11 protein-coding genes are annotated in these 13,260 nt (G+C 45.9%); 4 read left to right on the top strand and 7 right to left on the bottom strand.

The genetic code is table 11. The features are described from left to right. Positions 1–102: 102 nt before the first annotated feature. Positions 103–1,308, top strand: a complete 1,206-nt coding sequence (locus CVT49_09595) for a phosphofructokinase (protein PKK83249.1) — start codon at positions 103–105, stop codon at positions 1,306–1,308. A gap of 76 nt (positions 1,309–1,384) precedes the next feature. Here the strand turns inward: CVT49_09595 and CVT49_09590 are convergent, their stop codons facing one another. Beyond that, the gene (locus tag CVT49_09590) at positions 1,385–3,769 is read right to left on the bottom strand and encodes a hypothetical protein (protein PKK83248.1); all 2,385 of its coding nucleotides are present in this window, start codon (positions 3,767–3,769) and stop codon (positions 1,385–1,387) included. Between the two features lie 331 nt (positions 3,770–4,100). After that, a complete protein-coding gene (locus CVT49_09585; protein ID PKK83247.1) occupies positions 4,101–5,270 on the bottom strand; it encodes a hypothetical protein in 1,170 nt (389 codons plus the stop codon). Between the two features lie 330 nt (positions 5,271–5,600). On the opposite strand from CVT49_09585, the gene CVT49_09580 reads away from it, so the two are divergent. Next, positions 5,601–6,284 carry a hypothetical protein gene (locus tag CVT49_09580; GenBank protein ID PKK83246.1) on the top strand — a complete coding sequence of 228 codons (684 nt, stop codon included), beginning with the start codon at positions 5,601–5,603 and terminating at the stop codon, positions 6,282–6,284. Here CVT49_09580 and CVT49_09575 read toward each other — a convergent pair. From CVT49_09575 to CVT49_09560, 4 genes are all read right to left on the bottom strand, one after another. Beyond that, on the bottom strand, positions 6,271–7,446 hold the full coding sequence (locus CVT49_09575) for a hypothetical protein (GenBank protein ID PKK83245.1): 1,176 nt from the start codon (positions 7,444–7,446) through the stop codon (positions 6,271–6,273). The genes CVT49_09580 and CVT49_09575 overlap by 14 nt on opposite strands. Positions 7,447–7,458: 12 nt before the next feature. Further along, a complete protein-coding gene (locus CVT49_09570) occupies positions 7,459–8,280 on the bottom strand; it encodes a hypothetical protein (protein ID PKK83244.1) in 822 nt (273 codons plus the stop codon). Between the two features lie 143 nt (positions 8,281–8,423). Beyond that, the gene (locus CVT49_09565) at positions 8,424–8,840 is read right to left on the bottom strand and encodes a hypothetical protein (GenBank protein PKK83243.1); all 417 of its coding nucleotides are present in this window, start codon (positions 8,838–8,840) and stop codon (positions 8,424–8,426) included. Between the two features lies 1 nt (position 8,841). Continuing rightward, positions 8,842–9,102 (bottom strand): transcriptional regulator, encoded by a 261-nt coding sequence (locus CVT49_09560; GenBank protein ID PKK83264.1) that lies wholly within the window; start codon positions 9,100–9,102, stop codon positions 8,842–8,844. A gap of 230 nt (positions 9,103–9,332) precedes the next feature. On the opposite strand from CVT49_09560, the gene CVT49_09555 reads away from it, so the two are divergent. After that, entirely contained in the window at positions 9,333–9,896 is a 564-nt protein-coding gene (locus CVT49_09555) for a hypothetical protein (GenBank protein ID PKK83242.1), read from the top strand. 202 nt (positions 9,897–10,098) lie between these two features. Continuing rightward, positions 10,099–12,303: a Na-K-Cl cotransporter gene (locus CVT49_09550; GenBank protein ID PKK83241.1), complete on the top strand. Its 2,205-nt coding sequence runs from the start codon at positions 10,099–10,101 to the stop codon at positions 12,301–12,303. A gap of 29 nt (positions 12,304–12,332) precedes the next feature. On the opposite strand, the gene CVT49_09545 is transcribed toward CVT49_09550, so the two are convergent. Beyond that, positions 12,333–13,127, bottom strand: a complete 795-nt coding sequence (locus CVT49_09545) for a hypothetical protein (protein ID PKK83240.1) — start codon at positions 13,125–13,127, stop codon at positions 12,333–12,335. Positions 13,128–13,260 lie beyond the last annotated feature (133 nt).

Genomic DNA, 13,260 nt, shown 5'->3' with positions numbered 1-13,260 from the left:
TACCGTATAAAGGGCTGGACACGGCGTTATATAATTATATATTATTCTGCCGATAAATTGACAAAACAGGGGTGTGAGTAATTTTTTTGAGGAGATAAAGCTGTGGCAAATATCAATAAAATAAAAGGTGTCATAGGAATATTAACCGGCGGCGGAGATGTTCCGGGACTGAACCCGGCTATTCGGGCGGTTACGATCCGGGCGATTCGTGAAGGGTATCAGGTGATCGGATTTCGGCGCGGCTGGGCCGGGCCGCTCAGTATTGTCCGCGATAAAGGCGCCGACAACAGCCAATGTTATCAGGTTCTTACGGAAGAGATTGTCAACCGGATGGGTCGGACCGGCGGGACCTTTTTACACAGCTCGCGAACTCATCCGGGAAAAGTCACCAAAGACGATGTCCCCGAACATTTGCAAAACACCTATCAGGATAATATTAATGATCTGACTCCCGAGGTGTTGAAAAATCTCGAGTTTCTCGGCATTGAATACATGATTCCAATCGGTGGTGATGATACCCTCAGCTATGGCGTCCGCCTTTTCAAGGAGGGAGTCAAGGTCGTGGCGATTCCCAAGACCATGGACAATGATGTGCCGGGGACCGATTATTGTATCGGTTTTTCCACCTGTGTCAGCCGGACGATTCAAATGTGCAACAGTCTTCGGACATCGGCCGGTTCGCATGAGCGGATTCTGGTCATCGAGGTTTTCGGCCGCTATGCCGGGTTCACGGCGATACTTCCGACCATGGCCGGTGCGGCCAATCGGTGCGTTATCCCCGAATTTAAGTTCAGTGTGGAACACCTGACCGGACTTCTGGTGGATGACCGCCATAAAAACCCAAGCAAATATTCAATCGTCCTGGTTTCCGAAGGAGCAGTATTCGACGAGGGCGAAATGGTTTTTCAGAATACCGAAAAAGACGCTTATGGCCATATGAAACTCGGCGGTATCGGCGACCTGGTCTCGGCCAAAATAAAGGAATTGTCGCCCAAATTCAACAAAGGCAAGCGAATCAACACCATCAACCAGCGCCTCGGGTATCTGGTGCGCGGCGGCGATCCGGATGCCATCGATTCGGTTGTTCCCATGGCCTATGGCAACCTGGCGCTTGATTTGATTCTCGATGGGATTCATGGGCGATTGGTTGTACTTAAGAACGGACGGTACGACAATGTTCCGATCGAAGTCGTGGCTTCGACCAAGAAACTTGTCGATGTCAACCGCTTTTATAATACCACTCGGCTTCGCCCGATTTATCAGAGTTTTGAGATGAAACCGCTCTTCATCATGACCAGCGAAACATAAGTGCGGTTGAAAGCTGTGAATAATTAAAGGCCGGACCATTTGGTCAGGCCTTTTGTCATTATATATCGTGATCAGATCAAGTCTGGAACAGATACTGCAATTTCATGAAAAACTGGCGGTTGTCCAGCGACCAGTTGCGTTTGATATCCTGATTGTATTCATAATAGCGCGGTGAGAAATAGCCATCAAACGCCGACTGCCCCAAATCATTATAACTTCCGGTCATGCCGACATAGAATATCGTAAAGGGGTTAATCCGGTAAGTCAGAAGCGGGAAGATATTCGAATTCTTCATGGCGCTGTTGTAGCGGACGATTTCTTCGGTTTCGTCATCCAGATACTTGTACCAGACCTCACGATAGCGATATTCAAATATCAACCGGAAAGACAAAGCCCTGGTCAATTGGTACTGAAGGCGTGTCCGCGAAACAAGGTTTTCATACAGTTCTTCGGAGTTATCCGGATTATGACTGATGGTATAGCTCATGCTGGGGGAAATGGTCATCCGGTCAATCGGTTTCAGCGTCAGCGATCCGTCAAGGCGGTGCTCGTTGCCTTTTACAAGCTGATTAAGGGCAGGCGAGACACTTCGATTGTACCCGGCATACCAGGCAATCTTACTTGACGGGCGGCTGTTGAGGTCTATTTCAAACGACCAGAGGTTGTTGAAATCAACGCCGTACCAGCGTTCGTCGGATCGTCCCACGTTAACATTGAAGGATGATTGGGCGTAACGCAGATTGCCTTCAAGTCCGAGAAAGACATGATACCAGCGATGCTCGCCGTCGTACTTCCAGCGCGTATCCATATACATTCTGGGCGTAATTCTTTCGAATATACCGGACTTGGGATAGAAATTGACATTGGTACCGGATGACAGATCGCGGTAATTAACCCAGGGATCATAACCGATTTCGGTTCTGTATGTCGGATCGACCTGGCTGTATGTTACATTGAAATTCAATGAGCGGCTGTTATGACGCAAGCGCGAAATCAATCCATAGCCGGTGAATGTTTCGCCGTCGAAGGCGGCGGTGTTCTTGTCGAAGTTGAAATTGTAATAATTATAGAAGCCTGATTTGGACGGGTTATCCAGCTCTTTGTTGAAGGTCACCAGGTACTGTCCGTCAAGACTTATTTTCTGTGTCAGGCGGATATTTTCATCCAGTCCCAGGATAGTGTTATAGCCGTCATCTTCAAACCGGCGATCGTTGACAATAAACCCGACATGCGAATAATTGCCGAGCGATTTGATTCCGCGAAGGACGTTGACGTAACTCTTGCCGACATTAAGCGGTATTGAGCTGGATTCGTCGAAGGGGATGATGTACTGAGTGTTTTCATCGATGGCGGATAAGAAGCCGAAACGGTAGCCGTCATAGCGACCGGTCAATTTGGCGGCGAATTGCGGGTCATTAATGGTTCGTGTATAGAAGGAATTGAAGAGTGTCCGGAAGATGTCGATTCCTTCCTGGAAGAACGGCCGTCTTTCCGGGTAAAAGAGCGCTACTGTCGAATTGACATCGATCTGTGCCGCATCGGTTTCGACCTGGCTGAAATCCGGATTGTACGTTCCTTCCAGGGTGATGTCGGAGCTGATGGAATATTTTCCGCCCAGCGACATTTCGCCGTCGATTTTGCCGTCATCATAAGGCGAAATCAACGAGTCGCCGTACTGCATGCTTCCGGATTGATTGGAAATCAACGAGGGCAAAACTTCCAAACCCTTGCCCGGTTTGACATCACCGATACCGGTCACGGTGCCCCACTGGCAGGGCCAGCACTGTTGATTGCGGTCGTTGGCCGACCATGAATATTGATGATAACTGTCGCGGGGATGAACTCTCCAGAAATCCATTTTCCAGTTCTGAACGTCAAGGCTGGGGAAACGAATGCTGGAAAAAGGTATGGCGATTTCTACCTGATAGCCCGAATCGGTAATTTTGGCTGATGACTCCCAGATCAAATCATAGCCGGAATCCTCACCGGCAATATTGGTCCATAACAAATCTTTCTGAACACCATATGGATTGACCTGAAATTCATAGGCCCAGTTGGCATCGCCATATGAATCAAGCAGGACAATCACGGCGTCATCGCCGCCGAACTGGTCCCGCTGACACATGGTGGCACGGATATTGGCCGGATCATCTTTGCAGATAAAGGCGACATACAGCCGACCATGATCATATGTAACAAGGGCCTCGGTTTCGACCAGCGGTTCGATATTATCGCCGGGATAACGTTCGACAAAATTACTTAGATGAGCAGCGCGTTTCCAGCCCGGATCGTTCAATTTGCCGTCGATATCAATGGCCTCGTTTGTTCTGCTAATGACTAATTGCGGATTGAAAATCGGCTCGGATGAGGCCGGCATAACGGCCGGCAAGCCCATTATAAACAGGCTGATAGTTAACAGCTTGAGGAATTTAAACCCTCGGTAGTCATTAATGACCTTCATTTCGGACTCCTTTCATTTCACTTCCAGAAGCCCCACCAGTCCTTTGCAAGGTCCTAAGCCCCTTCTCTGCTTTGGCTTTACCCCTGGCCAAATTCTGCAGAAGATTGCTGCCGAGAGCTTGTACCCACTGTCGATATACGCCAAAATCAAACGCTTGTTTCATAAAGCGGCAGCGATAGTATTACTAAAAAGACTCCGGCTCCGTTAATATTATTCATGCGATTAATACGGTGCGCAAAAGGGGTGTATCTTTCATATTAATAGCGGATTGATTCAATGAACATTCGGCAAAGAAGCGTTTAATCGGATTAAATCATGAAGAAAAGAGTTCTTAGCCGCCGGCTTTGACCTGCTCGAGTTTTATCTTTGCCGGCGGGAATTCGGGGTCAAGCTCGACTGCTTTTTCAAGATATTTTATTGCCAGTTCGCGGTCGCCTTTTTTATCATGGGCGGCGCCGAGAAAATAGTACCCCCGGCCGGATTCGGGATATTCGTCGGCATAGAAACTAAACACCTCGATAGCTTTATCATATTCCTGCGCCTGGTAAAAATCCATGCCCAGATCTCTCAAATGATCCGAGTGGACCCTGACTCTGAAGCCATATTTATCGGAGAGCTTTTTGTAATGCTCCTTCAAAGATTCAAGTCCTCCGGCTTTCAGCTTTTCAGCCGGATACTGCCAGTCGCCGAATATATAACTCAAACCATTGTGACAACTCGCGTACGGAACATGCCCGGCTCCCTCAAATACCTCCATGGTCCATCTTAAATCCGCCGGAGCATGATTCCGAAAAATATCGACAAATTCCGGCATGGCGCCGGTAACGATGCTCTCGATATCATCGGTAGCATAGTTCATATATATGGGGCGGCCGGCCATCTGTCCGCCCGGGAGTGATGTTTTCGTCTTTTCCAGCATAAATTCTTTGAACCACCCGATTGACGGGCTCGCCGCGATATATGCGTTAAAAGTTTCGGGCCGGGTCAAAAAGGTATAGACCGTGAAAAGCCCGGCATTGGAACAGCCGCTCAGGATTCGATAATCGGCCGAGTGAAAACTGGTATCAACCCAGGGAATCAGCTCATCGGTAAAGAATCTTATAAAATTATCGGCTTCGCCGGTGCCGGGGCGGTCCTGAAATATGAGAGGGAAATAATCGCGGGGGCTGTTGGGGCTGTCGATGCCGATCACGATCATCTGCGGCATTCGCCCTTTGGAATCGATATCTTCCATGGCTGATGCCGCCAGCATCAGACGAGTCTTGCTGCCGCCATCAAGGATATACAGTACGGGAAATATGTCTTTTGAGTCTTCATAACCATCAGGTAAATAGACCGATATGGTGCGTTCTTCACCGAGGATGGTCGATTGTATTTTATGATATTTGCCTATAATAATCTCATCGATATTGTCCTGTGCCGTCGCCGGGGCTGCCGGCAAGATTAGGATGGCGATCATCAGACAGGCGATGCCGCCGGATAAATAAGTTTTCCTGCACATGATTCCCTCTCAAAAGAATTTGTTTTTCAGATACGTAACAGGTATCAGTATTAGTTTCTATAAATGGTCGGTTGCGGCCCGAAATCTTGCGGAGTCGGGCTGAGTTTGGGTGACCAGCAGATCCAAACAGTTTTTTTTCATTATTGCCATTATTGGGGACGCTGCGGAAGCTCTTGCCTTGTCCATTAATGGAGTGCCATGTTGAAAGATGCATGATAAGCTAACCACAAATCTAACTACAAGAATGATTTAAGATTACCAATTTTTTTGTTGACGAAGTTGCTAGAAAATTATGTATATATATTAGGCGGAAAGGGTGATTGACAATCCGTGTTTAAATATGAAAGTGAAATGACCAAGCCGGTCAGAGACTGGCTATTGGCCCAGGGATTAATGACCAAGGTCGAATTTAAAACCCCCTGGGGTATTTGTGATTTGGTCGGTGTGCAAATTAATAAGGAAAAAGCTGACTTACGAGTGAACTATAATCAGCGTTCTACTATTGGACCAATCCCACGCATAGCCCTGTTGGAGAGGATTCCGGATGCGGAAAGCGGGAAATCCATGGGCATGGCACACCTTGCTCGAATATTTGATTGGTGGCTAACAAGCGATAAACTCGAAAGCGAAATAAATTATTTAATCAGAAAGAAATTTCTTATTTCCAAGCGAAAAGACTATTATCAAAAACTTAATGGTTGGATGCCGTTACATGACAGAATGGTTGCTGTCGAACTGAAGCTAAACAGAGTAAATGAGGCCTTATATCAAGCAATTTCCAATACTACAATATTTACAGAGTCTTATGTCGGTCTCCCATTTGATTCTGCGGTAAGAATAGCAGAAGGCAAAAGAAGATTTGAGTTTGAGAAAAACAATATTGGCTTATTAGCGGTTAAAAGCAATTTTTGTGAAAAATTAATATCTCCAAGAGTTTCTAATAAAGATGCCAACTCAGTACTGCAAATCCATGCCGGGGAGAGTTTCTGGCGTTTATTCCTTAAAGAGTATTGAGCATATATTGTTGAACCACTTTTTCCGGAGCGCGGGCCGACTTTGCCGAACGCGGAAGAGGTTTTTTTATTTTTTTGCCCAAGACAAATGCATTTGAAAAATCTTGATAGAGTGCCAAAGCCCTTCCTTCAGGCGGGAGACTATCAAAACTGCCAATCCATTCTTTATAAAATTCTGCGACCTGTTTTTGAGCAGCATAATTATCACTATAATATTTCTTCATATTTTGCAGCAAATTATCAAAGACCTTAACTACTTGCTGGTCATACGATATGCGTTCTTTGGCAATCTTGAGCCATGCCTCCAATTCTTTTTCTACAACCGACATCCTTCGCAGGGGACCTAAAGCTATGCGGTTGTGGCCTCTTCTTTTTTTTCCACCTGGGATTAGATACTGATATCCTTTGCCAAGACCAAAGGCCATATGGGTTGCAAGTCCGCGTGCCCACAATAATAGATTCATCCCCCAATATGGTCCGGCAATTATTTTTGTATGGGGCGGGATTTCCTTTTGTAGTCCTTTATGAAGTTCAATAAGACTAGGAAATCTCTTATCTCCATAGGTATTAAAAGGTAGATTATCATTTAGGGTTACATCGACGACCCAGATCGCCGTCATATTAAAGATATCAAGAGACATTCTTGCATGTTCAATAATTTTATCTCTTAAAGGTTTTCTATTTATCAGACTTTGATTACATATTATAATTGGTAATATTAACTTGCCAGAATAATGATTTTTGTGCTGCCACTCCTTGCTCAATTCAACCATTTTTTTATTAATAGCATTTCTATTTGGCTTTTCCATTAACGGAAGTTGTGGAACTGTTAAAAGTCCCGGTCCATACTCATTACAGTGATCTAAGATAGAATTAATAAATTTACATAAATATTCCTCATTCGGCCTTTTTTGAAAATTAATATCAGATATTCTTTCTTCTGGATCAAATCTAGAATAAAGATCCTTGAGCTTATTTTCACTTGGTGGCCAATTATGGTATATATCGACATTTGGATCTATCCAGACCGATATCCCAGATGGGATCAAATTTAATATATTAGCCTTCTCAAGAGAAATCCTTACACACTTAGTATCTGAATAAAAGGTCTTTAGAATCTCTACATCATTTTCATTATAAATAAAGGGTATATTACTTGGCATATTATCTTCCTATTATAAGCCGGCCCTTCTACGTAAATTTATGCACGCATGCTCTAATTCCGGGAACATTGCTATTTCATCTATACATATTCTATCTAACTCTTTTTGAATATTTGCCTTCAATTCAAATAAAATTGGGATTCCTACCAATGAAGGCGCTTGCTCCTCATCTATGGCAAAATCTTTATTGCCATGTAATGTAAATACACCTCTTTGAAACATCATTCTTTCAGAATTCCAAACCGGCTTAATTGCAATATTGGGTTTTCCCTTTTTGTTGGCCCTGGGTCCAAGCATCGTATATGAGCCAATTAAATCGTCATCCGGATGAGTATCAAGTGAGGTTCTCGAAGTAGTACCTGGGAGCTTGCTTATATGACTGGGATTTAAAAGGAAGACCATACCATCGAATTCAACATTTTTTTCTTTATATGCTTTGCAGGCAAAAAACAATGCAAACACAGCGCTTTCTGTCCAGTCTAATAATCTTGTTGGTATGCCATAATGTTGCGCAAGTTGAAGCCACCTCAATTCTTCATCTGTTCCAGGGGGTCTATCAAGTTTAATCTCGGCAATTCTCTTGAAATCATTCAATAGATTTAATGCCTCGCTTCTCTCTGACAGAGTAATATATCTTAATGCGGAGGGTACCAGGCTCCATGAGGAGTTCCGCTGGCCTCGGTACCAATAAGGCTGATTATCAACTAATAAAGAGGATGTCAATGCAAAATAATCTGCAAGATTCTTAATTTCTTTTTTTATGATTTTGCATTTTACCGGACAGTTGATTCTCTTGATTTCAGAAATAGTTAAATCTCTAAGTGTTGTTACCATTTTTCAATTATTATTATGACCGACTATTTAATGAATTATATATAATATTCTTTAGATTGTCCATAATTAATTAAACCAGAATGAAAGAAAAGCAAGTTTTTGTCAATTTCTGACAGCTGAAGGCTAATAAGCGCTTGAGAACCTTACACTTCCTTCTCGGTCCAGGCGAGGACCGAGGAGGGGAGAGTGTGGGCCAGGTACAATAGTGAGGCGAAGATCATGATGATATTGGCATCATCATAGCCGCCCGACAGGGCTATTATCAATAATATTACCAGAGCCAGAATGGTGAAAATGCTGTAAGAATGACGGAGGGCGCCATGGGTGACCTGCACCTGCCGTTCATCAAGCTTATCAATTTTCGAGTGAACCAGTTTCCAGAGTCCGGTATTAATATGCACCAAGAAGAAACTGATCAGGCCGACAATCAGTGCAAAGGCAAGAGCGGCATAAATGATGGTGGTCCGTTCGACCAGCTCGCCGGAATAAAAGGCAAAGAGCAACAAACCCAGGCAAATATAATTGATTAATACCCAGATTCTCCTGTTCATGGCCGACATATTATCCTCCCGTCTTTTTTCTCTGCTCGAGAATTTCCTGCGAGAGCGGTTTCATCGGTTCGGTGGAGAAAATCATCTCGATCGGCAGAGCGAAATATTCGCTGATCCGAAAGGCCAGATCGAGACTGGGGTTGTATTCTTCCCGCTCCAGGTAGCCGACCGTCTGGAAATTAACACCGATCTGGTCGGCCAGTTCCTTTCTCGAAATTCCCCGTTCTTCGCGAAGTACGGAGATTCTGTTATATAATTTTCTACTTTTCATATAATAAACATATTTATCTGTTGTAAATATACAACATTTTTGAAAATAAGTTTCAACTTTTATTAAGAATATGAGAAATTCCTTTAACATATTGTTATTTCATTATTTAGATAAGTGAGTCTTTTTTGAGAAATTGTCCGCAAGCCTGTATCTGATTATGTACCTCTGATGTAACGACCATAACAAAAGTTACCTGGAAATTAAAACATCCATTTTTTTGAGGTTTCAAAATGGTAAGAGTAGTTATTTATATCATTTTAGCGGCGGCAGTTGGGCTTTCGGCCGGGTGCGGCAAGAGTGATGATTCAACCGTGCGGCTGGCAGACAAAACAATATCTTCCGAGGGGAGCGGCAATATGAATGCGACCAAAGCCAATGATAAAGAGATGGCCATAATCAAAAAAGTAATTGAGGATTCGATCGGTTGGGCGCTGACCAAGGACAAAGAGCGGCTCTACAGTGTGATGCTTCAGGACTCCAGCCTATTCTTCTATAATCCCGACAATGCCGGGACTATTCGCGGGTTTGAAGCGTTCCGGCAGCTTGTCGAGAATGTCTTCATGAATGACGCCTTCAAAGCCACCAGCTACGAGGTTAAGGATTTGCGCATTAATATTTCCCAGGGGGGCGATGTCGCCTGGTGGGCCTGTGTGCTGGATGATTTCGGAGAGTGGGACGGACGTCCGACCGCTTGGAAGGATGTTCGCTGGACCGGTGTAACGGAGAAAAGAAACGGCAAGTGGGTGATTGTACAGATGCATTTTTCCTATCCGACCGAAGCCATGAAAAGTTGATTGTTGATATTTGATCGGCGATTTCGATAAATAAGAAAACACAAGCCCCGTAAAATCATCCACCGATTGACATATATGAAATTAAAACCGGGAGGTGAACCCCCCGGTTTTTTATTTGAATTAAATCTTGCTTTAATATATTCGTATTGGCTATTTTGACCGCCATCAGGAGATGAAATTTCGCCAAATTGAGGTTTTATAAGTGAATCAACAGTCCAGGGGAACGCTGGGGACATTTCTGGGAGTGTATACGCCCACGATCCTGACCATCCTTGGCGTGATTATGTACCTCCGTTTCGGATGGATTGTCGGTCATCTGGGTCTTGTCAAAACACTGCTTATCGTCATCCTTGCCAACTGCATAACATTGGTCACCACGCTGTCGTTTTCGTCGATGGCCACGAACATGCGGGTTGGGGTCGGAGGAGCCTATTTTATAATTTCCCGCTCCCTCGGTCTTGGCGTGGGGGCGGCTATCGGGGTGCCTCTATACCTTTCACAGGCGGTTTCGGCCACTTTATATGCTTATGGTCTGGCCGAGTCGCTGAGTATTGTCTGGCCGGGAATCCCTCTCGGATTGATAAGCGCCGTTATAATTATTGTTGTCGGCGGGGTGTCGCTTTATGGCGCCAAACTGGCCTTGAAATCACAGGCCCCGCTTCTTTTATTGGTGGCCATATCCATAATGGCGCTGGCTGTTGGTGCTCTTTTAATCACGCGAACCAAACCGCTGGTTTTTCTCGAATCAGCCGACCAAATAGATTTCTGGATCGGGTTTGCGGTATTTTTTCCGGCGGTGACCGGGGTTATGGCCGGATTGAGCTTGTCGGGCGATCTCAAAAAGCCGGAAAAGTCGATTCCGATCGGGGCCATCGCCGCCGCTATCACCGGATTTCTTATTTACCTGGCGATTCCGGTGCTGCTTTATAAATCGGCTGCGGCTGAAGAGTTGAAATCAGATACGTTGATCTGGCTGAAGATTGCTCCGCTGGGGGCATTGCTGATTCTTCCCGGTTTATGGGGGGCGATTCTTTCCTCCGCCGTGGGTTCGATTCTGGGTGCGCCGCGGACACTTCAGGCAGTCACCCGGGATCAAATAACCAATCGTAAAATAAGGTCATTTATTTCCGGCGAGGGCGGGATAAAGGCGGCCCTGGTTCTTTCGGTGGCCATAGCTCTGGCCTTTGTTTATCTCGGCAATCTCAATTCCATCGCCCAGGTCGTCACCATGTTTTTTCTGACGGTTTACGGGACCATTAATATTGTTGCCGGTCTGGAGACGCTCAGCGGCGACCCGTCATGGCGGCCGAGATTTCGCGTCCCCTGGATAGTCAACATTGCCTGTGGAGTCGCTTGTTTATGGGTGATGTTTTTGATCAGTCCGCTGGCCAGCATAATGGCAATTTCGATTGAATTTCTTCTCTGGCTGTTTTTCGCACGACGGGAGAGGAGAGCCACCTGGGGTGATGCCCGGCGCGGGATTTATGAGGCGGCACTTCGCTGGGTGCTTATTCGGCTGTCCCGGCGTTCAATGAGCGCCCGCAACTGGCGCCCGCATGTCCTGGTTTTTGTCGATGATCCTCAAAGAAAGCTCGATCTGATAAAATTCGGTTCCTGGTTCAGCCAGGACCGCGGCGTAGTGACGGTCTGCGAGTTGATTGTCGGCGATCTTCTGGCGGAAAATATCGATATCGAAGCGAGGTTGAAATCGACCGCGGAGTTGATGCGCAATGAAGATCTGGCGGTCTTTCCCGAAGTCGATATTGTCGACAATGTTGTTAACGGCATTGTCGATGTTTCCCAGGCCAATGGGATAGCGGAGTTTTCCAGCAACACAATTGTCCTCGGCTGGCCCAAGGACCCGAAGCTCCTGGCTGATTTTCTGGTTACGGCCCAGCGGCTCGAAAAGATTCAGAAGTCGGTGGTGATCGGAAAGATCAATCCGCGTCATATCTTTCCGGTGCATAAGTCGGCCCGGCAAATTCATATCTGGTGGGGCGGCCTGAAACAAAACGGCGACCTGATGCTGCTGCTGGCGTACCTGCTTACTCGCAACTCCGAATGGCGGGGCGCCGAACTAACCATCCTGAGTGCGGCTTCCAATGAATTCGCCCGGGAGAACACCTCGAGGTACCTCGCAGCAATGCTCAAGGACATTCGAATCGAAGCCGAATGTAATGTTTTTCTGAAACCGCCCGATAAAAATATCGGCCACCTGATTCAGGAGTACAGCGCCGAAGCCGATGTCGTTTTTCTTGGTTTGGCCATTCCCGAACCGGGCCAGGAGCTTGAATATGTCAGCCGTCTTGAAAATATTGTCGGTGATCTGCCAGTGGTCTTTTTTGTCAAGAATTCCTGTCTCTTTGTCGGCAAACTGCTTCAAGCCGATGAACTCGAACCGGCTTAGGGCAATGAATTCAAAGAAAGTCCGTGAAATTACTGGGGAATTTCCCGCAGACGGCACCATTCCAGCAGTTCTGTAAGAGTCGTTTCACTGGTGACGGAATCAGCCACAATATCTTCGACCGTGTACCCCTTTACATCGAGTAGAAATTCGACCAGAAGACCAGCTTCATAATGAATGCGATCCCAGCCGCGCTTCCATCCCCAAATACTATCATCGTTGAGAATGGCGACCCGGTCCGGCAGACTTGCCGTGCTGTCGCCGCGAATCAATGAAATATTGGCGATATATTCCGGAAATCCCTCTTGTTTCCAGTGAGGAAGCTGTTTCCATGTCCCGCGGCCGATTTGACCGGTAATGATCAGATGACCCACTTCATGCACGATAGTATGGGCCGGGTTGCCTTCATAGATGCTGTATTTCGGAAGACCGCCGGTCATCTCAGCCAGCTCTTTCACTCTTGCTTCGTCGACAAAGGCATTATCGAAAATAGAGAGTGCGAATCCCTGTGGCGCGGCAGGGAGCATCGATAATCGGACAAACATCTTATACAGCCCCTGATTCCGCAAAAAGTAGACATTGGTGTTTTGAGTCGAATCGTAAAAAACGGTCGCACGCAGGCGGCTGTCCACATCTTCAGCTATTTCGGCGACATACGCATCCTGATCGCCGTCGTAAAATATTTTGATAGAACCGCGCTGGATATTTTTGGAGACAAACATCTGAGGAAAGGCCAGGACTGTTATCTGAAGAGCAAAGACGGCAATGATTACTGTTACCAGCAATAATCCCCAGCGAGCGAGTTTGTGCGATAGTTTCTTCCTCATAAGTACCTCAGGCAATTAAGCTTGTGAATGAGCAGTTATGGTTTAAGATACGCCCGCACGCTAAAAAAGTTCGGTTTATATAAGTAAATTTTTTATTGCCTTTCTGTCCTTTCGAAATATCTTTAATTTATTG

The organism is candidate division Zixibacteria bacterium HGW-Zixibacteria-1 (genome assembly GCA_002838945.1).
Lineage (GTDB): Bacteria > Zixibacteria > MSB-5A5 > GN15 > PGXB01 > PGXB01.
Note: the sequence above shows the minus strand (reverse complement) of the source record. Positions and strands in the feature narration are given on the sequence as shown.